We start from the raw sequence: 23,704 nt of genomic DNA on the forward strand, positions 1-23,704 counted from the left end.
GTTATTGTCTATATTATAAGTTATCCAAGATACTTGCGCAAGAGTTGCTGGTAGATACGATGGTACTGCAGAGCCATGCGCTGGCGACCATACAGACCTCCCATCTCCAGAGCTTCCTGTCTATCAAACGTCACAGAGGGTGCTTTTAGTATACAATCGGCACACTGAGATACATTTCCCATATCAAATCGTAGAGCAGCCATCTGCGGGACAGATCCCAAAATCTCGCCAAAGATAGGCAAATTCGAGTGAATGACCACGCATCCCGATGCGACTCCCTCGATGACGTTGAGCGGTAATCCCTCAGCGTGACTAGCCGTGATCAGGGCATTTGAAGCGCCTAGATAGTCCGATACACGATCGGTAAAGCCGACAAACTGCACCTGCTCACCGAGTGGCTTCGCTAGCTGCTTGCAACGTCTCTCTAGAGGGCCCTTGCCGAGGATCAAGAGACGTAGGTCACTCGGTAGCTGGTGACGCCTCTTCAGTCGGCGCAAGGCGCGGAGGATCAGCTCTGGATCTTTGCGCTTGATGAGTGATCCGCAGTATGTGATGATATAGCCTCGCTCAGGGAGTGCTAGCTGGCGACGTAGCTGCGCCTGTTCGGAGGGAGTGGCGGGAGGAGTAAAGAGCGTGTTGTCTATCCCATTAGGAGCGACATAGACATTGACCTTGGTGGGGAGCGACTTGCGGTAGTAGTCACGACAGACATGCGAGACGCAGACCACCTCACGGTGACGAGACAGGGCGCGCATCAGGTGACGACACATGTAGTTACCGAGCAGGCGCCCCTTGCCGTAGGTGAAGTCTAGCTTAGCGATGTTGTGCTGGGTCGTCAGCAGTATGTAGCGATGAGTCAGATAACTGGTGACGATGTCTGGCTGGTAGGTGTGACTATGCACCAGTGTAATGTCGTAGTGCTGCAGGCACTCGTCGAGCAGCCTTGCCGCCGATCGGGGGAATAGCTCTAGTTGCCCACGAGTGAAGCCTAGCTCGATGATCTCGCATCCCAGCGCTTGCAGTTCGTCAGCCATCGCCTCGCCTTGAGGCTCTAGAGAGCAGAGCTGTATGATGTAAGGCTTGTAGTAGCCCTCAGGTAGTCCTGCGACAATGTCTCGCACCACAAAGAGAGGTCCTTGCGGGCGGATCTGATTCACCACGAAGGCGATCGCTCTAGGCGGTGTAGACTCATTGGTTACCATAGCGTAGGGGTATAGATGTAGTCGTCATAGATCCATCGGTAGGTATGGAGGGAGCTGCCAGGATCCATCACATTGTTGACAGTAAAGAGGAAGTAAAGGATCATTACTCCAGCAATGGTCAGCTGATACCATCGATCCTTTACCGATAGTAGGAGGTTAGGCAGAGCCACGCAGATCATGATGCCTGGGTTGTACATAAAGCGCATTGCTACATCTGACGAGAGGGTACAGTTGTAGATCATACTGCTGAAAGCGATGAGTAGGATAGCTAGACAGGTCGTCCTATCACGCTCCTTATCTAGATAGAGCGACCCGATGAGTAGTAGGAGCGTCATCCCGTTTTGGACCAATATATTGACCCACCCTTGGTGTGCGTCCATCTCTCGACTAGATATGTAGAAGGCGTAGCGCTCGGGGAGGATCGGCTCCAGGACATGCCCCACTACCTTGAAGAGTGGATTCCCCACAGCGAGCGTCACCACGAGCAGCACCGTCAGCACGCGCCAGTCCCACCTTATCGACATCAGCGGTAAGAGGATAAACCATATCACCGAGGAGCTGTGTACTAGACAGGAGAGGACGACCCACAGGAAGAAGCGCCAATAGCGCCGCTCCACATAGAGATGGAAGGCTGCAAAGGTAATCATCAGAGCGAGACATTGTCGCACCCCATTGAGCGTCTCCAGATAGCCCGTATTAAAGAGGACAAAAAAGAGAATGCCCAGTGGATAGGAGATGGAGAGGCGCCGTATGCCCTGAAAAAATAGAGCAATCGTAATGGCTGAGGTGAGTATCATGAAGGAGCGAAAGCCCAGCCCTAGGGCATGCATCTCGACTATAACCCACCGCCATAGAGGCTCAAAAGCCTGAAAGGACTCAGACGAGATCCAGTTGTACCCATTCTCATACACCTCGTAGTCCTGTCCCAGTCCGACACGCAGACCGGCGAAGCCAACCAGTAGGGTAAAGGTGAAGAGCTGGTACAGTCCCTCAAAGCGCTGGTCTCTGTAGTACAGCGCCGTGAAGAGGAGCAGTAAGCTCAGCAAGATGACGTAGGGGATCACAATCCTATGTACTCTTTGATACGACCTTGGTGATACTTCGTGCGCTTGTTATAGGGCGTCGCAAAGACACCCATATCCCACAGCTCTCGCAGTAGTGGTACGAGGGTCTCACGGCTTGTCTCGTCCTGCACCTTATAGAGCTGCTTGGAGATGCGATCGCATACGACCGCCCAGAGACATTGCCGCTCCCAGCACGTCCTCTGTACCTCAGATGCTGCCGTGGCATACTGCGGGAAGGTGTGCCGGATGCCAGCTATCCAGTGAGTCATCTTGTGGCACTCTGTCGAGGCACTCGTGATAGACTCTTTATTATAGTAGTAATAGTAGAGCGGTAGCTGCGTGAGGGTGACACGAGGGGAGCGCAGCATGAGGTCGCTCCACCAGGGGAAATCCTCAAACTTCAGTCCCTCTACAAAAGGGGTTTCTACTGCGAGCTCACGACGTACCAAATGGCGCCAAGCGTAGAAGTATCGGATAGGATCTGTGACGCCATCGAACCAGCGATGATTGGTCGCATGCCTTGTCACTTCCGTCGTGCAGACCGCATGCACCTTGCTCAGGTCGTAGCGCTGAGACATGCTCCAGGGCACCACATCGCCATAAGGCTGCCCCAGCTTAGCGCGTAGGAGTAGCCGACGCTTATAGATCATGTCTGGTACCCACGATACGATGTCAGAGCGATCACGCTCCGCCAGAGCCACTGCCAGCTCGAAGGTCTGCGGGTGGATGAAGTCGTCTGAGTCCACGTAGTTGACATACTTACCCCGCGCCCAGGCTGTCCCAGCATTGCGCGCAGAGGAGAGTCCGCCGTTTTCCTTCGTTAGGATACGGAAGCGACTATCACGCTCGGCATACTCTGCGAGTATGCTTGCCGACCTGTCAGGGCTGCCGTCATCAACGCAGATCGCCTCCCAGTCAGACATCGTCTGCCCTAGTATGCTGTCTAGACAGCGACGGAGGTACTGCTCGACATTGTAGACAGGTACGATGACCGACACCTTAGGCGTCTGGGCTTCTGCGGACTCTTGTGATAAAGACATCTCGTGGTGAATCAAGGGATGAGCAACATGTTCTTAACTGCAAAGATACGAAATTGGAGATTAGAAGTTAGAGATTAGAAATTAGAGATCGGGGTGCAAGTCTTCCTAGTAGCACTAGTGCAACTAGAAACGGACCTCTAATCTCTAACTTCTAACCTCTCATTCGATAGCTACGTGGAAAATCTTAAATCTCCACGTGGCTATTTTTTATTTTCCACGTGAGAAATCAGAAATACTTCGGACTTATCAATTGATTCTTCCGAAGTTTCATTTGATTCTTCCGAAGAATTTTTTCTCGCCCACGTGGAGAATTTTCATTTTCCACCGAGCTATTCGAAAATTCCTCCCGAGAAGAGACGAGTAGCCTGTGTAGGGACGCACGGGAGTGTCTAGTCGGAGGGCGTCCGTCCCCGTTAAAGCATTGATGCTGTAACCTTTGATACAACGGACGCCCTCCCGCTAGACACGATCGTGTGTCCCTACAGATCGAGGTTACAGCGTTTGATGAATGGAATTGTCGTGCTGACGTAGCTTGTGTAGGGGCGGACCTACGTGTCCGCCCGCAGAATAGACTGAGCTCAGGTGAGGACGGGCGGACACACAGGTCCGCCCCTACGGTGGAAGCTTCCACCCCGCCGAGCGGTTCACCCGAAGAGAAGTCGACTGAGTTTCCGAAACGAGAAAAAACTTCGCATTTTACTTGCATATGAACTTAGAAAGCAACGGGTTACTCGTTATACGATCCATATCAGTCGCTACTCGTGAGGTTTGCGGTCGTGGGACAGTGGATTATTCGCAAAATATTCGTACCTTTGAAGAGTTGTACGACGATGGCTACATAAAGGCTGATACTCATGGTGTCACGCAGAGTACGCTAGGCGGGGAATTGCTTGGATCCTTCTTACTCCGAGCGGTTCTGACGCTATGCTTGTGCCTAGAGGGTAAGTGCAGGCTTCACGCCACAGTAGCTGTGTCGTAGCGGTGCTACGATCTGGTGCTCCGAGCGACCAAAAACAATCTACGATAGTAAGTTCAAAATATATAAACACATAGATCTATGAAAAAATCAATCGATAAAGCAGGACTCAAAGCTAAGCTGCACGATGGTATGTCTATCATGATCGGGGGATTTCTCGCTAATGGGACTCCTGAGCGTATTGTCGACGTGCTGGTCGAGAGTGGGGTCAAGGATCTCACGATGATCGTCAACGACACCTCTTATCCTGACCGTGGCTGTGGTCGTCTCATCGCCAATAAGCAGGTCAAGCACCTGATCGTCTCTCACATCGGTACGAACCCGATGACCGCTGAGCAGATGAACAATGGTGAGCTGGAGGTCGAGTTTAGCCCTCAGGGTACACTCGCTGAGCGTATCCGCGTAGGTGGCTGCGGTCTCGGTGGCGTCCTAACGACTACGGGCCTAGGTACGATCATTGCCGATGGTAAGAAGGTGATCAATATCAACGGTCAGGACTACCTCCTCGAGCTGCCGCTACGTGCTGATATGGCTTTTATCAAGGGTACTGTCGGTGACGAGACCGGTAACCTAGTCTACAAGGGCACGACACAAAACTTCCAGCCTCTGATGGCTATGGCTGCTGACTGCGTCGTCGCTGAGATTGACGAGATCGTTCCCGTAGGGCAGATCAGCCCCGAGGCGGTACACACCTCTGGTATCTTTGTGGACTACATCTTTGAGTAAGTCGTACAGAGATTTTATACAATATCGGAGTGATGTGGTACGAGCTTCTAGAGAGGCTCTCCTGAACGCAGGCTCTGATCAATCAATCACTTTAATATCCCCAAAACAATGGCAAATCCAAAATCAATGATCCGTCTACGTATGTCTAGTGCTGATGCGCACTATGGTGGTAACCTCGTAGATGGTGCTAAGATGCTACAGCTCTTTGGCGATGTGGCTACTGAGCTACTCATTATACAAGATGGCGATGAGGGTCTCTTCTGCGCCTACGACAAGGTCGAGTTCCTCGCTCCAGTATATGCTGGAGACTATATAGAGGCTGTCGGTGAGATCACCCAGGTCGGTAATTCATCACGCCAGATGCAGTTTGAGGCACGCAAGGTGATCGCTCCACGCACTGACATCAGTGCTTCTGCAGCAGATGTCCTTGAGGAGCCTGTCGTCGTATGTCGTGCTCATGGTACCTGCGTAGTACCTAAGAAGTGCCAGCGCAAGTCTTAATCTATACATCTCTCTAAAGCAGTAACTATCTATGGATAAACTAATCCTAACGGCAGCGATCTGCGGTGCCGAGGTAACAAAAGAGCAGAACCCCGCTGTCCCCTATACAATCGATGAGATCGTTCGTGAGGCTAAGTCCGCATACGATGCTGGAGCCGCTGTCATCCACGTCCACGTCCGTGAGGACGATGGTACACCGACACAGTCTAAGGCGCGCTTTAAGGAAGCCCTAGATGCCATCTACAAGGTGATCCCCGATGTGATCATCATCCCCTCGACGGGTGGTGCGGTAGGCATGACCGCTGAGGAGCGTCTACAGCCTACAGAGCTGATGCCTGAGATGGCTACGCTAGACTGCGGTACGTGTAACTTTGGCGATGATGTCTTCGAAAACACGATCCCCATGATGCGTGCCTTCGGCAAGCGTATGATCGAAAACAAGATCAAGCCTGAGTACGAGTGCTTTGAGATGGGTCACCTAGACACCATCCTGCGTCTCGCTCAGAGAGGTGAGGTGCCTGGAGATCCTATGCAGTTTAACTTCGTGCTAGGTGTCTTCGGCTGTACGCCCGCTACGGCTGACAATCTCGCTTGGCTCGTTAAGAACATCCCCGCAGGCTCTACCTGGACAGCTACCGGTATAGGTCGTCACGAGTTCCCACTAGCAGCAGCTGCTATCGGCATGGGCGGTCACGTACGTGTCGGCTTTGAGGATAACCTATATCTCTCTAAGGGTGTCCTCGCTAAGAGCAATGGCGAGCTAGTCGCCAAGGCAGCACGCATAGCTCATGAGCTAGGTCGTGAGATCGCTAACCCTGCTGAGGCTCGTCAGATCCTTTCGCTGGCTCCTCGCCACTAAAAGGATATTGATTCCCCCCCCCTATTTACTAATACAATCACACAATCAATCATATCAACTTTTATATGCAGAAGAAAGGAAACAAGTATGGCACGCATCGTGTCATCTCTCCTAAGGGCGTACTACCACAGCCCGCAGACAAGATCGACAACAACATGGATGAGATCTATGACAACGAGATCCTCATCGATGTACAGACGCTAAACATCGACTCAGCTAGCTTCACGCAGATAGCGGAGCAGGCTGGTGGCGACAAGGCAAAGATCGCCGAGATCATGATGGGCATCGTCGAGAAGCAAGGCAAGCACCGCAACCCAGTCACAGGCTCTGGTGGTATGCTCCTCGGCACTGTCGAGAAGATAGGTGATGCACTCAAGGGTAAGATAGACCTCAAGGAAGGCGACAAGATCGCTACCCTCGTATCACTCTCACTGACTCCTCTACGCATCGACAAGATCAAGGATATCCGTCCCGACATTGACCAGGTCGACATTGACGGCAAGGCTATCCTCTTCGAGAGCGGTATCTACGCTAAGATCCCTGAAGATCTACCTGAGAACCTCGCACTCTCAGCTCTAGACGTAGCTGGCGCTCCTGCTCAGGTGGCTAAGCTGGTCAAGCCAGGCGACACGGTTCTCATCATCGGTGCTGGTGGTAAGAGCGGTATGCTCTGCTGCTACGAGGCTAAGAAGCGTGCTGGCGTCACGGGTAAGGTCATCGGACTATGCCACTCACAGCGTAGTACGGATCGTTTGAAGGCTCTCGGCTTCTGCGACTACGTATTCTCAGCCAATGCGACACAGCCTGTACCTGTCATGGAGGAGATCGAGAAGCTCACCGACGGCAAGATGTGTGATGTTACGATCAACAATGTCAACATCACCGATACGGAGATGACTAGTATCCTCTGTACGAAGGATGATGGTGTTGTCTACTTCTTCTCTATGGCTACGAGCTTTACCAAGGCAGCTCTAGGCGCAGAGGGTGTCGGCAAGGATGTGACGATGATCGTAGGTAACGGCTATACCAAGGGTCACGCAGAGATCACGCTACAGGAGCTGCGTGAGTGTGAGGCTCTACGCAAGATCTTCACTGAGCTATATGCTTAAATAAATTGATAAGAGATTAGAGCGTATCCAAGACGCTCTAGTCTCTTACTCTTTATACATCGAAATTCAATCCCCTATCAATCACACATACAATGAACGAAAGCAGAAGAAAGGAGTTCTTTCCCGAAGTATCTGACGCTGATTGGAATGATTGGCACTGGCAGGTACGTAACCGTATCGAGACGCTAGACCAGCTCAAGAAGTATATCAAACTAACTCCCGAGGAGGAGGAGGGTGTACGTGAGTCGCTCAAGACGATCCGTATGGCTATCACGCCTTACTACCTAAGCTTGATCGACCCCAATGATCCTAACGATCCTGTACGTAAGCAGTCGATCCCCACGATCAATGAGCTACACGTAAGCCCAGAGGATCAGCTAGACCCTCTGAGCGAGGATGAGGACTCACCCGTGCCTGGACTGACGCACCGCTATCCTGATCGTGTGCTCTTTCTGATTACCGATATGTGCTCTATGTACTGTCGCCACTGCACGCGTCGTCGCTTTGCCGGACAGAAGGATGCTGCCTCTCCTAAGGAGCGCATCGAGAAGTGTATCGAGTACATCGAGCAGACACCTGAGGTACGCGACGTGCTCCTCTCCGGTGGTGACGCGCTCATGGTTAGCGATAAGATGCTGGAGTATATCATACAGCGCCTGCGTGCTATCCCTCATGTAGAGATCATCCGTATCGGATCACGCACACCTGTCGTATGTCCACAGCGTATCACGCCTGAGCTGGTACAGATGCTGAGCAAGTATCACCCTATATGGCTCAATACGCACTTTAACCACCCCAACGAGGTAACTCGCGAGAGCCGTGAGGCTTGCGAGCGTATGGCTAATGCTGGTATACCTCTAGGTAATCAGTCGGTGCTACTGCGTGGTATCAACGACTGCCCCTCGATCATGATGCACCTCGTCCATGAGTTAGTCAAGATGCGCGTACGTCCATACTATATATATGTATGTGACCTCTCGCAGGGTATCTCACACTTCCGTACGCCTGTCTCCAAGGGTATCGAGATCATCGAGGCTCTACGTGGTCATACGTCGGGTTATGCTGTACCTACCTTCGTCGTAGATGCGCCAGGTGGTGGTGGCAAGATCCCAGTCATGCCGACCTATGTGATCTCTCAGTCGCCTCACCGTGTGGTGCTGCGCAACTATGAGGGAGTCATCACGACCTACACAGAGCCGATGGACTACAAGGAGGAGCCCTGTCAGTGCCCTGACTGTAAGAAGGCTCGCCACGAGGGGGTCTACGGGCTACTCACAGGCGATCAGCTCTCTATGGCTCCTGATCATCTCGACCGCAAGGAGCGTAGCCGTAAGTGGCGCGAAGCCCACAAGGGATAAGCTCCTCACGCCTTTGATTACGTAGCTCTCCTATTAGATCAAACTATCGACTGATGCCATTCATCGCAAACATAGCTCAGCTCAAGAGTCTCGCTATCGTAGGGACTGCTAAGAATGTGGGCAAGACGGAAAGTCTTAACTACATCCTCGGCGCGCTACGAGAGCGCCACCCAGAGCTGCAGCTGGCGCTGACGTCAATTGGCATCGATGGAGAGCTACGTGATCAGGTGACACAGACAGACAAGCCAGAGATAACCCTGCACAACGGGATGCGCTTTGTGACGGCTGAGAACTTCTTTCGCAAGAAGCTCTTACCAGCCGAGATATTTGACATTGATCGCATCTACTCCTCCTCGATCGGGCGGCTTATCTATGCACGAGCACGAGGCATCGGCAAGACGCTCATAGCGGGTCCCCCCTCGACGGGAGGTCTGCGTCGTGTAGTCGCCAGGATGAGTCAGGAGGGCGTTGATCTGACACTCATCGACGGAGCGCTCTCACGTCTCTCGCTAGCATCTCCCTCGGTAGCCGAGGGGATGGTGCTCGCCACGGGTAGTGCTTACTCGGCTCAGCCTGAGCAGCTGATCAAGCGTATGCGTGAGTTGATGCGTCTGATCCGTCTGCCACAGCTGGCCGACAGGGAGCTTGCTGAGCAGCTTGCTGAGGTGGACAAGGGCGTTCGTCTCCTAACGAATGAGGGGGCTATCGTAGATCCAGGCTTTGCCTCTGCGCTTACCCCCGACATGTGGCGTGACACGACTTGGCTGGCTGAGGGCGATATGCTCTACGTGCCAGGCGTGGTCAGTGACAAACTGCTGAATCAGTTGAGGCTCATAAAGCGGCACCGACAGCTTGTGGTCAAAGACTTTACTCGTATCTTTGCATCGGGACAAGCTGTACAGAGTTATCTAGCTACTGGCAGGGAGATAAAGACTCTATATAGTAGTAAGCTCATGGCGGTCACTTTCAACCCGCTAGCCCCCTCGGGCTATCGACTAGATAGTGAGCGTATGTGTGGGCGTCTATCAGAAGCTCTTGGGGTACCTGTATATGATGTTAGAAGGCTATGAAAGATCTACGTAGTTGTATAGACCAAATAAGCGGAGTGCGCTATGTCGTGGAGGAGATGCACTTCAACTCTTCTCCAGGACGTATGGCTATGCTGGCTACGCTCTGGAGTAGTGAAGTGGAGACTATCGAGCAGCGACTAGATGAGGTGGCCCGCTACATAGCCTATCTCTCTGACCATGAGCAGCAGAAGGGTATGCAAGAAGTGGCACTACATCTCTGCGACTTGATGAATGTCTCGGGCTCGATCGAGACGATCAGACAGCCTCAGGTCATCTGTAGCGACATCGACCTCTTTGAGATCAAGCGACTCGCACTCATCGAGGAGAAGGTGCGTCGCCTTGCCGAGCAGTATCATCTGGAGATCCTACAGTGCCACACACTCACTGAGGTCGTGGATATACTGGATATCGACGGGGAGCGACTACCGAGCTTCTATATTAGCGATAGTTACAGTGCTGTGCTGCGCTCGCTACGCAAGCAGATGGAGCGCACCTCCGAAGAGACCGAGCGAGACGAGCTAGCTGTCCAATGCGCTATCGAAGAGGATCGCGTACGGAAGCGACTCACCGAGGCGCTGCATCCTTATGCTGATCAGATAGAGGAGGCTCTAGAGGCTTTGGCGCAGATTGACAAGCTCCACGCCATCGCTCAGTGGGCTTTGGCGCATGGCTGCTGTCGTCCTAAACCTATGCGCTCTGGCGAGAGTAATCTGACAGACCTGATACATCCAGAGGTGGCTCATCACCTAGCTGAGCGACAGGATAGGTTCCAGCCAGTGACGATCTCCTACACGGATCAGCCTACGCTCATCACAGGAGCTAATATGGCAGGCAAGAGCGTCCTGCTCGCTTCGATAGGATTGGCGCAGTGTCTCATGCAGTTTGGCTGCTATGTGACAGCACGGCAGGCACAGCTGGTCCCGGTCGATGAGGTGATCTTCTCCATCGGAGATGATCAAAATATCAAGTCGGGGCTCTCTTCCTATGGTGCCGAGATGCTACGTCTGAACCGAATCATCGAGTCGGTCAAGGAGGGTAAGCAGGTCTTAGCACTCATTGATGAGCCCGCACGCACGACCAATCCCGAGGAGGGACACGCTCTGGTGAGTGCCCTCGTACAGCTCTTCGCTCAGTATGCTGTGCGAGCTATCATCACGACACATTATAGTGGCATCTTGGGGCGATGCCACAGATGGAGAGTACGCGGCTTCGTAGAGGAGCGTCTACGACAGCCACTCGAGATCAACCAGCTCAATCGTTGTATCGACTACTCTCTCATACACGACACCCAGACCGATGCGCCTCACGAGGCTCTGCGCATAGCAGAGATACTAGGCATGGATAGGGAGCTATTAGATTTATGCGAAAAGAACTTAGCAACAAAGAATGAAGACAAGTAAAGTAGGTATAGACTTTGCCAAAGTGGACAAGGCTCGCAATGCCGCCGGCACGATCGCCGAGGAGGTGCAGAGCTTTGTTGACCGCTATACGACTGTGACGGTCGAGCGCACGCTCTGTCGCTTCGTCGGGATTGACGGAGTAGACGAGCATGATGTGCCTCTGCCTAACGTCGTCGTGACACATCTCAAGGAGCAGGAGGCTCTCTCAGACGGAGTTTTCTTTTACCTTGCCAACGCAATGCTGGCTACGGGCCTGGATCCACAGCAGATCGCTGAAGGAGTAGCTCGTGGCGAGATCAACTTAACGCACTATCCGGCACGCACGCCTGAGGAGATAGCCGACGTGCTAGAGCCTTACATCCTCAAGGGTATGCAGCGCATCGTCGAGCATAGAGAGCGCCGTGAGAACTACCTCAAGACGATCGGTGAGGGACCTAAGCCTTACCTCTATGTGATCGTCGCTACGGGTAATATCTACGAGGACGTGATCCAGGCGCAGGCAGCGGCACGACAGGGTGCTGACATTATCGCTGTGATCCGTACTACGGGACAGAGTTTGATCGACTATGTACCTTACGGTGCTACGACTGAGGGCTTCGGTGGTACCTATGCGACACAGGAGAACTTCCGCATCATGCGCAAGGCGCTTGACGAGGTCGGTGAGGAGCGTGGCAAGTATGTACGTCTCTGTAACTACTGCTCTGGTCTCTGTATGCCAGAGATCGCTATCATGGGCGCTTTCGAGGGACTAGACGTCATGCTCAACGATGCCCTCTACGGTATTCTCTTCCGAGACATTAACATGCAGCGCACGATCATCGACCAGTACACGAGTCGTGTGATCAATGGCTTTGCCGGCGTCATCATCAATACGGGTGAGGACAACTACCTCACGACGGCTGATGCTATCGAGCAGGCACACACGGTGCTAGCGTCTGACTTCATCAATGAGCAGTTTGCTCTACGAGCTGCACTCCCGGAGGAGCAGATGGGTCTAGGACACGCCTTCGAGATGGATCCGATGACCGAAAACGGCTTCCTCTTCGAGCTGGCGCAGGCTCAGATGACCCGTGAGATCTTCCCCAAGGCTCCACTCAAGTATATGCCTCCTACGAAGTTTATGACCGGAAATATCTTCCGTGGTCACATACAGGATGCACTCTTTAATATAATAGGTATCTGGACGCATCAGGGACTACAGCTCCTCGGTATGCCGACGGAGGCTATCCACACGCCTTTCATGAGCGACCGCTTCCTCTCGATCGAGAATGCGCGCTACATCTTCAACAATATGCGCTCCATCGGCGACGAGGTTGAGTTTAAGGAGGGTGGTATCATCCAGAGCCGTGCTCGTGAGGTGCTAGACAAGACACTAGACCTCCTCGAGGAGATCAAGGGCGAGGGACTCTTTACCGCGCTCTCTAAGGGTATCTTTGCAGATATCAAGCGCCCTCTCGATGGAGGACGTGGATTGGACGGCGTCAAGCCAAAGAGCGAGCGCTACTACAACCCGACACTAGAACTAATGAAGAACCGTAAGATACAAGGCAAGCTATGAGTGGAGGACTATATTCAATGGAAGCGAAGGACTTCGACCGTACCCTCGACCTTTCGCAAGTAAAGCCTTACGGCGACACCATGAACGATGGTAAGGTACAGCTGAGCTTCACGCTGCCTGTACCTAAGGGGGCTGAGGCCGAGGAGGCTGCTAAGCTCCTACTCAAGGAGATGGGACTACAAAACCCGATGGTTGTCTTCTCAGAGGAGCTGACCAAGGGCTTTACCTTCTTCAATTGTTATGGTAGTTGCACCCATACGGTTGACTACTCCAACATTTACGTGCCCAAGGTCGAGTCGACCACCTGGAGCATGGAGGAGACCGACGAGTACATCCGCACACACATCGGGCGCAAGCTGGTGGTGCTAGGAGCTAGCACGGGAACCGATGCGCACACGGTAGGTATCGATGCGATCATGAATATGAAGGGCTTCGCAGGTCACTACGGCCTAGAGCGCTATGACATGATCGATGCTTACAACCTCGGTAGCCAGGTGCCCAACGAAGAGCTCATCGCCAAGGGTATCGAGATGCATGCCGACGCACTGCTCATCTCCCAGACGGTCACGCAGAAGGACGTACACATCAAGAACATGACCGAGTTCATCGAGCTCATCGAGGCTGAGGGGCTACGCGACAAGATGATCGTCATCTGTGGCGGTCCACGTATCTCGCACGAGCTGGCCAAGGAGTTAGGCTTTGACGCTGGCTTTGGCGCCAATACCTTTGCCGACGATGTGGCTTCGTTTATCTGTCAGGAGATCGTGCGTCGCAAAGAGGCTGCGGGTAAGTAAAGCCCCGCTCGGCTCCACAAAGTAAGAAGTAATATAAATCAAGGTATAATACGATATGGAACTAGACAAGAATCAAGTCAGAGAGGTTATCGCCAAGCGCGTAGCCCTAGAACTAAAGGATGGCGATGTCGTCAACCTCGGCATCGGTCTACCCACGATGGTACCCAACTATCTCAAGCCAGACGTGCATGTGATGCTACAGTCTGAGAATGGTATGATCGGTATGGGTGGTGCTCCTGCAGCAGGCGAGGAGGATCCCCTTTGGATCAATGCTGGTGGTGGTGCTATCACCGCTGTGCCAGAGGCTGCCACCTTCGACAGTGCTACCTCCTTCGGGATCATCCGTGGAGGTCACGTGGATGTAAGCATCCTCGGCGCACTACAGGTCGATGAGGCTGGTGACCTAGCTAACTGGATTATCCCTGGCAAGCTCGCCCCCGGTATGGGTGGTGCTATGGATCTGCTCGTAGGTACACGCAAGGTGATCCTTGCTATGACCCACACTGCAAAGGGCAAAGCTAAGATCCTCAAGAAGTGTACTCTGCCGCTCACAGCAGCTGGTCAGGTAGACCTCATCATCACTGAGCTATGCGTCATCGAGGTACGCAAGGGTCAGGGACTCTACGTCACAGAGATCCGTGACGGCGTCACACGTGAGGAGATAGAGGCAGCCACAGAGGCTACGCTACACTACGTGGACGATGTCAAGCCCATGCGTCAGTAGTCTTACGACACTACCCTTAGAGCCTGCCGCCTTCGGGCGACAGGCCTTATCAAGCCAACAACACACTATTATAGACAATCATATTTCAAACTATGGACTTTAGTAAGACCCCACAAGAGGAGCTATTCTTGCAAATGATCAGAGAGTTTGCAGAGAAAGAGGTCAAGCCTCTCGCTGCAGAGATCGACGAGCAGGAGCGCTTCCCCATTGAGACTGTTCAGAAGATGAGCAAGCTGGGCATCATGGGTATCCCCATTCCCAAGGAGTACGGAGGCGCAGGCTCTACCGTACAGATCTACACGATGGCTGTCGAGGAGCTCAGCCGTGTCTGTGCTACCACAGGCGTTGTCGTCTCTGCTCACACATCACTCTGCTGTGATCCTATCATGAGTTTTGGTACAGAGGAGCAGAAGCAGCACTACCTCCCTAAGCTAGCTTCAGGTGAGTGGATCGGTGCATTCGGTCTCACGGAGCCCAACGCTGGTACAGACGCTTCCGCACAGCAGACCTTTGCTGTCGAGGAGGAAGAGTGCTACATCCTCAATGGTAATAAGATCTTTATCACCAATGCTGAGTATGCTCACGTCTATATCATCTTTGCCATGACGGACAAGAGCAAGGGCAATAAGGGCATCACCGCTTTTATCGTTGAGAAGGACGACCCCGGTTTTTCTGTAGGTAAGCATGAGCTCAAGCTCGGTATCCGCGGCTCTGCTACGTGCGAGCTGATTATGGAGAATTGTCGCATCCCCAAGGATCGTCTCCTAGGCAAGGTGGGCGGAGGCTTCAAGGTAGCCATGCACACCCTCGATGGTGGCCGTATCGGTATCGCTGCTCAGGCACTCGGTATCGCTCGTGGCGCTATGGACGAGACTGTCAAGTATACCAAGGAGCGCAAGCAGTTCGGTCGCAGCATTGCTAAGTTCCAGAACACCCAGTTCCAGCTAGCAGACCTCAAGGCTCGTATCGACTGCGCTAGCCTGCTCGTACGTCGTGCAGCGTGGTGCAAGGACAACGGTCTCTCTTACAACCTAGAGGCAGCCGAGGCTAAGCTCTTCTGCGCTGAGACCGCTATGGATATGACGACAAAGGCTGTACAGTTCCACGGTGGCTACGGCTACACCCGTGAGTATCCTGTAGAGCGTATGATGCGTGATGCTAAGATTACCGAGATCTACGAGGGTACCAGCGAGGTACAGCGTATGGTTATCGCAGCGCACCTACTCAAGTAATGACCCCTTAGGACACTTATTAGACATATGAAGATTATAGTATGTATCAAGCAGGTACCCGATACCACTGAGATCAAGCTTGACCCCGTCAAGGGCACTCTGATCCGTGATGGCGTACCCAGCATTATGAACCCCGACGATAAGGGGGCACTCGAGCAGGCTCTGCTCCTCAAGGATCAGTATGGCGCTGAGGTCAGCGTGATCACCATGGGTCCGCCCCAGGCTACCGCTATCATCCGTGAGGCATTTGCTATGGGTTGTGACAAGGGCTACCTCATTTCAGATCGTCGCTTCGGAGGTGCCGATACCCTCGCCACCAGCTATACCATCTCTCATGCACTCAAGACGCTTGACTACGATATCATCCTCGCAGGACGTCAGGCTATCGATGGAGATACAGCACAGGTAGGTCCTCAGATCGCTGAGCAGCTAGACCTGCCTCAGATCACCTACGTAGAGCATGTAGACTATGATGGCAAGAACACCCTGACCGTCATGCGCAATGTCGAGGAGGGACACGAAATCCTAGAGGTCGAGACACCCTGTATGCTCACCTTCCTAGCATCTGCTTACGAGCCTCGCTATATGAATGTCAGCGACATCATGACCGCCTTCGACAAGGAGATCACTACGCTGACGGCTGACAGCTTCCCCGTCGAGGAGGAGCGTCTAGGACTCAAGGGCTCTCCCACGCGTGTCAAGAAGTCCTTCACCAAGGGTGCCAAGGCTATGGGCACACTCTACGAGGAGCTGACACCTGAGGAGGCTGCTGATTTGATTATCGAGAAACTTAAAGAGAAATTCATCATCTGATATGGATAAGACACAGTATAAAGGAATTCTAGTCTTCGCTGAGCAACGCGAGGGCGTCATCCAGAATGTAGCCTTTGAGCTCATCGGCAAGGCACGTGAGCTAGCCGATCAGATCAACGAGCAGGTCACTGCCATCCTATGTGGCTATCAGGTCAAGGGACTAGCCGACCAGCTCATCCATGCAGGTGCTGATCGTGTGCTATTCGTCGATGATCCCAATCTTAAAGATTATGTCACCGAGCAGTACGCACAGGCTGTCTATCACCTCATCACCGTCTACAAGCCTGAGATCGTCCTCTTTGGTGCTACCACCATCGGGCGTGACCTAGCTCCACGTCTCTCGGCACGTCTACGCACAGGTCTCACGGCAGACTGTACGTCACTTGAGATCGGTGAGGATCGCAACCTCATGATGACTCGTCCCGCCTTCGGTGGTAACCTCATGGCGACCATCGTCTGCGATCAGAATAGACCTCAGATGTCTACCGTACGCCCAGGCGTCATGCGTCGCAAGGCTGACGATAAGACACGTACAGGCGAGGTCGAGGAGGTCAAGGTACCCTTTGACGAGCGTCGCTTTAAGGTGCGCCTCGTGAGCAAGAAGCACGAGACCAAGAACATGGTCGACATCACCGAGGCTAGCGTACTCGTATCTGGCGGACGTGGTGTAGGTACCGACGGTGGCTTTGACAAGCTCAAGGCTCTAGCACAGACCATCAAGGCTGAGGTTTCTTCTTCACGTGCTATGGTCGATGCTGGTATCATCGGGCATGAGAGACAGGTCGGACAGACCGGTAAGACCGTACGTCCTGACATCTACTTCGCATGCGGTATCTCAGGAGCTATCCAGCACCTCGCTGGTATGGAGGAGTCGGAGTATATCATTGCCATCAACAAGGACAAGTTTGCTCCCATCTTCCAGGTAGCCGACCTCGGTATCGTAGGTGACCTGCACAAGGTGCTGCCCGTCCTCACGGAGCGTCTCAAGACGCTTCAAGCTAATAAGAAGTAAACACTCCACACTGTCATGACAGACTTCCAGACCATACATTATAGTGTCAGTGCCAATGGGCAGATCGGTACCCTAACGATCGATCGCCCCGAAGCGCTCAACGCACTCTCTACGCAGGTACTCAGTGAGCTAGAGATCGTCATCGATCAGATCGCTCAGGAGCGCACCGTGCGCGTCCTCGTCATCACAGGAGCCGGACGCTCCTTCGTTGCGGGGGCTGACATAGCCGAGATGGCAGAGCTAACGCCCCAGGAGGCACTCGCCTTCGGTGAGCGTGGTGCTCGTGTCTTTCGCAAGGTAGAGCTGCTCTACTGCCCCGTCATAGCCGCGGTCAACGGCTTTGCACTCGGTGGTGGCTGCGAGCTATCCCTAGCGTGCGACCTACGCATCGCCAGTGACAAGGCTAAGTTTGGTCAGCCCGAAGTCGGTCTAGGCATCCCCCCAGGCTTCAGTGGCACACAGCGTCTACCCCGTCTCATCGGGGCAGGCGCCGCCAAGGAGCTCATCTACACCGCACGTGTCATCAAGGCAGATGAGGCACTCGCTCTAGGACTGGTCAACCGTGTCGTAGAGCCTGACGCACTCATGCCCACCGTGACCGAGCTGGCTGAGGAGATAGCGAGCAAGTCACCACACGCCGTAGCGATCTCTAAGCGAGCTATCAATAGGGGGCTGCAGAGTGATATTGATACAGGCATTGCCATTGAGAACGATCTCTTTAGCAACGCCTTCGCACATCCCGAGCAACGCGAGGGTATGTCCGCTTTCCTAGAGAAGCGCAAACCACAATTCTAAAACTTACTAGAGCGTGTCGCACTCCTGTGGCACGCTCTATTTAAACCAATAACTCTATGAATATAGTCGTATTAGGCAATGGCACCATGGGTGCAGGCATCGTGCAGACGATGGCGCAGAAGGGTCTCGCCGTCACGATGAAAGGACGTAGCAACGAGTCTCTAGACCGTGCTATGCAACGTATGAACAAAGGGCTCAATCGTCTCGTCGAGAAGGGCAAGATGACCGCTGAAGACGCTGAGCAGATCATCGGACGCATCACCGTCACGACAGACTATGCCGACATCGCTCAGGCTGATCTCGTTATCGAGGCTATTTCTGAGGAGATGGAGGTCAAGAAGGAGATCCTTCGTGAGATCGATGGTCTCGTACAGCCCTCAGCAATCTTCGCTACAAACACCTCTTCGCTCAGCATCACCGAGCTAGCCAGCGTCACCAAGCGTCCTGAGCAGGTCATCGGTATGCACTTCTTCAACCCCGTACCTGTCATGAAGCTCGTCGAGGTCATCAGTGGTCAGTGCACCTCTGAGGAGACCCTTGAGGCTACCCTCACGCTCTGTGAGAAGCTCGGCAAGACAGCCGTCAGAGTGAGCGAGGCTCCAGGCTTTGTAGTCAATCGTATCCTCATCCCGATGATCAACGAGGCTATCGGTGAGTATGCCGATGGCGTAGCCACCGTTGAGGAGATCGATACCGCTATGCAGCTCGGTGCTAATCATCCTATGGGACCGCTCGCACTGGGCGACTTCATCGGTCTAGACGTATGCCTAGCCATCATGGAGGTGCTCAATAATGAGTACGCCGATCCCAAGTATCGTCCACATCCCTTGCTCCGCAAGATGGTTCGTGCCGGACAGCTCGGCCGCAAGAGTGGCAAGGGCTTCTACGACTACTCTAAGAAGTAGTCACTCCCCCCTAGTGGTCGCTCTACCGCATCAAGCCCAAAGCTAAGCACTAGAGCCACACACCTTTACCAGCGAGGGAGTATCACCAGCAGTGGTGATACTCCCTCGTTTGGTTTGTAAAAAGAGACTGTTGCAAAAGTCAATAGTCTTATAAGACGTAAGGAATAGTCTCATCATCAACTACGATGAGAATCTTCTCCCCAGAAGCCATTGGCAAGGCTAGATCATAGCTCTCGACAAAGGTAGTCGCCTCCACGAGCTTCGTGCCATCAGCACGATAAATGGTCAGATTATGATGCTTACCATCAGCTACACGTATGGTCAAGCCTAGCTGATCTCTAGAGATTTGCAGATCCAGAGGTGTAGTCTTAGACGCTTCAATCGTCTTATTGCCTGTAAAGCCATTGACAGCCTCACAGATACCTGAGTGGTGGAAGTGGTACACATCACCATTGGGTGCTGTATAGCATAGGGGTATGCGAGTCTCGTAGCCATAGCCTCCAGTACTCTCTTCAGTCCTAATACCCGTAAATAAAAAGCCAAAGGAGTAGCCGATGCCCTCTATCCAGTAAATTTCATTAGATGGCAGCGGGATACCCGTCATATCCTTCATAATATAGACTAAGCGATCAGCATCATATAGGTGCCTGGTCTCAATAGCTGAGACGACTAGTGTGTATCGACTTTTCGTAAAGTCATGCTGCGCTGTCGACCCATCAATGTCGTAAAGAGTAACTTGATCTCCCACCTTGAGGTTATAATCCCAGAGCACATACTCAGGGACTTCACCTTTCTCCCCTCCTTTGACGCCACTCTTGTGTCGTGCATAGATCTTCCCGCCAGGTAGATCCTCTCTCAGGTAGGTGTAGGCGTAGCCGTAGTCTGTCTCATCACCTAAGACAAAGTAGGTCTTACCATCTATTGTCTCCAGCTTCGTCAGAGCGTATTGATCTGTACTAGAGTTCCAGTAGTTCCAATGTTCAGGCTTTTCACTAGTCTGACAGTATATACCGAAGGTAACCTTGTAGACCATCCATTTGGCTCCCGCCTGTATGGTGGGGATGGTCGGATGCGTCTTTGGGGTGGGCGGGGTCTCTTGAGCTGATAGGCCCCAGAGGCTAGAGATGAGAACAACTAATGTAGCTGTGATTAGGCTGGTGATACGTCTCATAATTGTCGTGGTTAGGTTATAGTTTGTGGATTCTCAGCGTATTTATTGGTCGTACCTAGTGCAGGAGAGTGATACCACAAGGCAAGTCGTTGTAAAGCACTGCACTAGTGCGAGCTTATGTACTTACGTCCGCAAGTTACACGATTTCCACTAAATGTGCAAAGTGTTTGCTCCCGCCCTCAGGGCTGACGCATCATAATCGCTCTGCCCTCTAACCTCTGTTTACATATCTTTACGGGGAAATTCGTCCGATTTCCTCCTTTCTCGAATATCCACGTGGGAAATCTCAATTCTCCACGTTGATATTTTTTATTTTCCACGTGGGCGTCATTCATTTCTTCCGAAGTTTCATTTGATTCCTCCGAAGAATTTTTTCTTCCCTACCTGGAAAATGAAAATTCTCCACCTGGATATTTTGGAATATCCACGTGGAAATCACTTTTCCCCGACACGGCGCCGCCTCGATATGTAATAGGCTCTAAATTATTGTAGCGACGTACATTCCACCCACTAATGCAATTTCCAAGGATGTAAACAAACCTTCTGGAGAGTGTGGCGTAACAGCCATTGCACGAAATAGTCGTACCTTCGCAGTGTCTTTAGGTAACTAGATCTATAGAACAGACGCAAATGATACCACAATACAAGAGTAATCCACCGCAGTGGACAGAGATATACAGCCAGTCTAATCTCCCCACAGAGCTGCAATCGCTCAAGGACCTGACGATGAACTTATGGTGGTCTTGGCAACCACGCGCTATACGACTCTTTCAGTCTATCGATCCCGAGCTATGGGCGCAGACTGATGGCAATCCTCGCTGGATGCTTCACCTCCTAGGGGCTGAGCGCATAGCGGAGCTTTGCCAGAATCGCGCCTTCCTCGCAGAGGTGCAGGCTCTTTATGATGAGCTGCAGACCTATCTACAGGAGCGTCCCGATGAGACGCGCCCCTCGGTCGCTTACTTCTGCATGGAGTATGGCATTAGCAATACGCTACACATCTACTCTGGTGGCCTAGGCATCCTCGCGGGTGACTATGTCAAGGAGGCGAGCGATAGCAACGTTCAGCTCACCGCTGTGGGGCTTCTCTACCGCTACGGCTACTTCACACAGAGTCTCGACCCGAGTGGTAATCAGGTGGCGCACTACGTGCCGCAAAACTTTCACAACCTTCCCCTCGAGCCGGTACTCAACGAGCATGGCGAGCGACTGACGCTACAACTAGAAATGGCTTTACTGCCTGTCGTTTGTCAGGTGTGGCGCGTGCCGGTAGGTCGCGTGTCGCTCTATCTGCTGGACACTGATGTGCCTGAGAATGGGGATCTGGCGAAGAGCATCACCCACAGCCTCTATGGTGGCGACTGGGAGAATAGACTCCGTCAGGAGTACCTCCTAGGTATCGGTGGTACGATGCTGCTCAAGCAGCTCGGCATCACGTGCGATGTGTACCACATGAACGAGGGGCATGCGGCCTTTATGAATGTGGAGCGACTGGTCAATCTGGTGGAGGATAGGGGCTTGCCCTTTGATGTAGCGCTGGAGGTGGTACGCGCTTCTTCTCTCTATACGGTGCATACGCCTGTACCAGCAGGGCATGACTACTTTGAGGATGCTTTGATCGATCGTTACTTCTTGCCCTTCTATAGTCGTCTGGGGATCTCTCGTGATGAGTTTATCCAGCTGGGCAAGGATAGCCACGGGAGCGGTGGTAAGTTCTCTATGAGCGTCTTAGCGCTACACACCTCTCAGGAGGCCAATGGCGTGAGTAAGCTACACGGCGATGTGTCGAAGCGTATGTTTGCTCCCGTGTGGGAGGGCTTCTTCCCCGAGGAGAGCCATGTCACCTATGTGACGAATGGAGTGCATCTGCCTACCTGGGCAGCGCCTGAGTGGCAGCAGTTCTTCGTCCGTCACTTCGGTGCTGACTATCTAAACCATCAGTCTCAGGAGGAGATGTGGGCCAAGATCATGAGCGTGCCAAGTGAAGAGATACGTCAGATACGCCAGATACTCAAGAGACGTCTGATACAGCACATACAGCATACCATCATACAGACTCATGGACAGATAGGGCTCCCGCCCCAGCTTGCTAAGGCAACGCTCGACGAGCTACAGGAGCGCGCCCTCTACATAGGCTTCTCACGCCGCTTCGCTACTTACAAACGTGCTCACCTGCTCTTTGAGGATCTAGAGGCTTTGGCAAAGATCCTAGACAACGAAGAGCACCCCGTCCGTTTCATCTTTGCGGGCAAGGCGCACCCCGCTGATGGTGGTGGCCAGGCGCTTATCAAGCGTATCGTAGAGGTGAGCCGCATGCCGCAGTTTGTCGGTAAGATCATCTTCCTGCCAGACTATGACATAGAGCTCGCCAAGACACTTATCCCGGGCGTCGATGTATGGCTCAACAACCCGACACGTCTCATGGAGGCCTCTGGTACTTCTGGCGAAAAGGCCGAGATGAATGGTGTCCTCAACCTCTCTGTGCTGGATGGCTGGTGGTACGAAGGGTACAAGGAGGACGCCGGTTGGGCACTCTCGGCAGAGCATACTTATACCGATCCGCATCTGCAGGATCAGCTCGATGCGATGACGATCTACCACCTCATAGAGCAGGAGATCGTACCCACGTACTATGCCGATATGCCCGCTGGCTGCTCGGATCGCTGGGTAGACTATATCAAGCGCTCGATGCTCTACATAGCGCCGCACTTTACGATGCGCCGCATGCTAGATGACTACTACGAGCGCCTCTACAATAAGCTGGCCGTACGCTCCGAGCTCCTAGAGCATCAGGGATACCAGCAGGCTCGTGATATAGTTGCCTGGAAGCAGCAGGTGGCTGCCACGTGGGATACGATCACCGTGCAGGAGGCGACTTTCGAGGGGGTCATGCGAGAGCCAAACTACGATGGCCAGTGTAGTGATCCGACCTTTAGGGTGACGATCGATGCGGGGCAAGTTGAGGCCGATATCGTTGCCGAGCTGATTGTCACGACGCGGGACGAGCTGACCGGCGAAGTGCGCTATGTGGGCAAGGATCTCTTCCACGAGGTGATGCCACGCATGGGGACGATCCGCACCTATGAGCTGACGGTGCCATCGGCTCAGCCTGGCAAGTACCAGATAGCGGTGCGTCTGCGTCCCTATCTGCCAGAGCTGACTCATCTGATGGACTTCGCCTACGTCCGCTGGATCTCTTTCTGAGTGATGCCCTTTGACTGTTGGACATGGTCGCATAGCTAGGGCGGAATAAATAACAAGAGGACTCAATCGCTGAATGGGAGCGGTTGAGTCCTCTGCTATTATTCAGGACCTCTCATGATAACCTATTGGTAGCAAAAAGACAACGATAGGGCAATCGACAGACGATACCTTTGCGTAGACAATCTAGGAAA

At 53.0% G+C, this 23,704-nt stretch carries 20 protein-coding genes; 16 read left to right on the forward strand and 4 right to left on the reverse strand.

The genetic code is table 11. The features are described 5' to 3' along the window. Window positions 1-20: 20 nt before the first annotated feature. The 3 genes from PORAS_RS02770 to PORAS_RS02780 are packed head-to-tail and all read right to left on the reverse strand — an operon-like array spanning window position 21 to window position 3,306. Window positions 21-1,202 carry a glycosyltransferase family 4 protein gene (locus PORAS_RS02770; RefSeq protein WP_013760108.1) on the reverse strand — a complete coding sequence of 394 codons (1,182 nt, stop codon included), beginning with the start codon at window positions 1,200-1,202 and terminating at the stop codon, window positions 21-23. After that, window positions 1,196-2,266, reverse strand: a complete 1,071-nt coding sequence (locus PORAS_RS02775; protein ID WP_013760109.1) for an EpsG family protein — start codon at window positions 2,264-2,266, stop codon at window positions 1,196-1,198. Before PORAS_RS02775 ends, PORAS_RS02770 begins: the two co-directional genes overlap by 7 nt. Next, a complete protein-coding gene (locus PORAS_RS02780; protein WP_013760110.1) occupies window positions 2,263-3,306 on the reverse strand; it encodes a glycosyltransferase in 1,044 nt (347 codons plus the stop codon). The genes PORAS_RS02775 and PORAS_RS02780 overlap by 4 nt, the downstream gene beginning before the upstream one ends. Before the next feature lie 1,057 nt (window positions 3,307-4,363). On the opposite strand from PORAS_RS02780, the gene PORAS_RS02785 reads away from it, so the two are divergent. The 15 genes from PORAS_RS02785 to PORAS_RS02855 all read left to right on the forward strand — a co-directional run bounded on the left by PORAS_RS02785 (window position 4,364) and on the right by PORAS_RS02855 (window position 19,138). Then, complete coding sequence (locus tag PORAS_RS02785) at window positions 4,364-5,008, forward strand: CoA transferase subunit A (protein ID WP_013760113.1); 645 nt, start codon at window positions 4,364-4,366, stop codon at window positions 5,006-5,008. Window positions 5,009-5,116: 108 nt separating this feature from the next. Further along, window positions 5,117-5,509: a 3-aminobutyryl-CoA ammonia lyase gene (kal, locus tag PORAS_RS02790; RefSeq protein WP_004330786.1), complete on the forward strand. Its 393-nt coding sequence runs from the start codon at window positions 5,117-5,119 to the stop codon at window positions 5,507-5,509. Between the two features lie 31 nt (window positions 5,510-5,540). Continuing rightward, window positions 5,541-6,368, forward strand: a complete 828-nt coding sequence (gene kce / locus PORAS_RS02795) for a 3-keto-5-aminohexanoate cleavage enzyme (protein ID WP_004330807.1) — start codon at window positions 5,541-5,543, stop codon at window positions 6,366-6,368. A 65-nt stretch (window positions 6,369-6,433) separates the two neighbouring features. Next, window positions 6,434-7,477, forward strand: coding sequence for an L-erythro-3,5-diaminohexanoate dehydrogenase (gene kdd, locus PORAS_RS02800; protein WP_004330801.1), 1,044 nt, complete (start codon window positions 6,434-6,436; stop codon window positions 7,475-7,477). A gap of 92 nt (window positions 7,478-7,569) precedes the next feature. Further along, window positions 7,570-8,835 (forward strand): lysine 2,3-aminomutase, encoded by a 1,266-nt coding sequence (gene kamA, locus PORAS_RS02805; RefSeq protein WP_004330773.1) that lies wholly within the window; start codon window positions 7,570-7,572, stop codon window positions 8,833-8,835. Window positions 8,836-8,888: 53 nt separating this feature from the next. Next, window positions 8,889-9,905: a lysine 5,6-aminomutase reactivase subunit KamB gene (gene kamB, locus PORAS_RS02810; RefSeq protein WP_004330770.1), complete on the forward strand. Its 1,017-nt coding sequence runs from the start codon at window positions 8,889-8,891 to the stop codon at window positions 9,903-9,905. Beyond that, window positions 9,902-11,305 (forward strand): lysine 5,6-aminomutase reactivase ATPase KamC, encoded by a 1,404-nt coding sequence (gene kamC, locus PORAS_RS02815; RefSeq protein ID WP_013760115.1) that lies wholly within the window; start codon window positions 9,902-9,904, stop codon window positions 11,303-11,305. Before kamB ends, kamC begins: the two co-directional genes overlap by 4 nt. Next, the gene (gene kamD / locus PORAS_RS02820) at window positions 11,292-12,863 is read left to right on the forward strand and encodes a lysine 5,6-aminomutase subunit alpha (RefSeq protein WP_013760116.1); all 1,572 of its coding nucleotides are present in this window, start codon (window positions 11,292-11,294) and stop codon (window positions 12,861-12,863) included. Before kamC ends, kamD begins: the two co-directional genes overlap by 14 nt. Further along, window positions 12,860-13,657 carry a lysine 5,6-aminomutase subunit beta gene (kamE, locus tag PORAS_RS02825; RefSeq protein WP_013760117.1) on the forward strand — a complete coding sequence of 266 codons (798 nt, stop codon included), beginning with the start codon at window positions 12,860-12,862 and terminating at the stop codon, window positions 13,655-13,657. Before kamD ends, kamE begins: the two co-directional genes overlap by 4 nt. A gap of 55 nt (window positions 13,658-13,712) precedes the next feature. After that, window positions 13,713-14,381 (forward strand): 3-oxoacid CoA-transferase subunit B, encoded by a 669-nt coding sequence (locus tag PORAS_RS02830; RefSeq protein WP_004330803.1) that lies wholly within the window; start codon window positions 13,713-13,715, stop codon window positions 14,379-14,381. A gap of 92 nt (window positions 14,382-14,473) precedes the next feature. After that, window positions 14,474-15,613 carry an acyl-CoA dehydrogenase gene (locus PORAS_RS02835; RefSeq protein ID WP_004330777.1) on the forward strand — a complete coding sequence of 380 codons (1,140 nt, stop codon included), beginning with the start codon at window positions 14,474-14,476 and terminating at the stop codon, window positions 15,611-15,613. A 27-nt stretch (window positions 15,614-15,640) separates the two neighbouring features. Continuing rightward, entirely contained in the window at window positions 15,641-16,426 is a 786-nt protein-coding gene (locus PORAS_RS02840) for an electron transfer flavoprotein subunit beta/FixA family protein (RefSeq protein WP_004330805.1), read from the forward strand. Window position 16,427: 1 nt separating this feature from the next. After that, entirely contained in the window at window positions 16,428-17,438 is a 1,011-nt protein-coding gene (locus PORAS_RS02845) for an electron transfer flavoprotein subunit alpha/FixB family protein (RefSeq protein ID WP_004330776.1), read from the forward strand. Between the two features lie 15 nt (window positions 17,439-17,453). Then, window positions 17,454-18,233, forward strand: coding sequence for an enoyl-CoA hydratase-related protein (locus PORAS_RS02850; RefSeq protein WP_013760118.1), 780 nt, complete (start codon window positions 17,454-17,456; stop codon window positions 18,231-18,233). 56 nt (window positions 18,234-18,289) lie between these two features. Further along, complete coding sequence (locus tag PORAS_RS02855) at window positions 18,290-19,138, forward strand: 3-hydroxybutyryl-CoA dehydrogenase (RefSeq protein WP_004330794.1); 849 nt, start codon at window positions 18,290-18,292, stop codon at window positions 19,136-19,138. Window positions 19,139-19,286: 148 nt separating this feature from the next. Here PORAS_RS02855 and PORAS_RS02860 read toward each other — a convergent pair whose 3' ends face one another. Then, a complete protein-coding gene (locus tag PORAS_RS02860; RefSeq protein WP_013760119.1) occupies window positions 19,287-20,309 on the reverse strand; it encodes a hypothetical protein in 1,023 nt (340 codons plus the stop codon). 630 nt (window positions 20,310-20,939) lie between these two features. Here PORAS_RS02860 and glgP point away from each other — a divergent pair. Then, window positions 20,940-23,513 carry an alpha-glucan family phosphorylase gene (gene glgP / locus PORAS_RS02865; protein WP_013760120.1) on the forward strand — a complete coding sequence of 858 codons (2,574 nt, stop codon included), beginning with the start codon at window positions 20,940-20,942 and terminating at the stop codon, window positions 23,511-23,513. Window positions 23,514-23,704 lie beyond the last annotated feature (191 nt).

It is taken from the genome of Porphyromonas asaccharolytica DSM 20707 (assembly GCF_000212375.1).
GTDB lineage: Bacteria > Bacteroidota > Bacteroidia > Bacteroidales > Porphyromonadaceae > Porphyromonas > Porphyromonas asaccharolytica.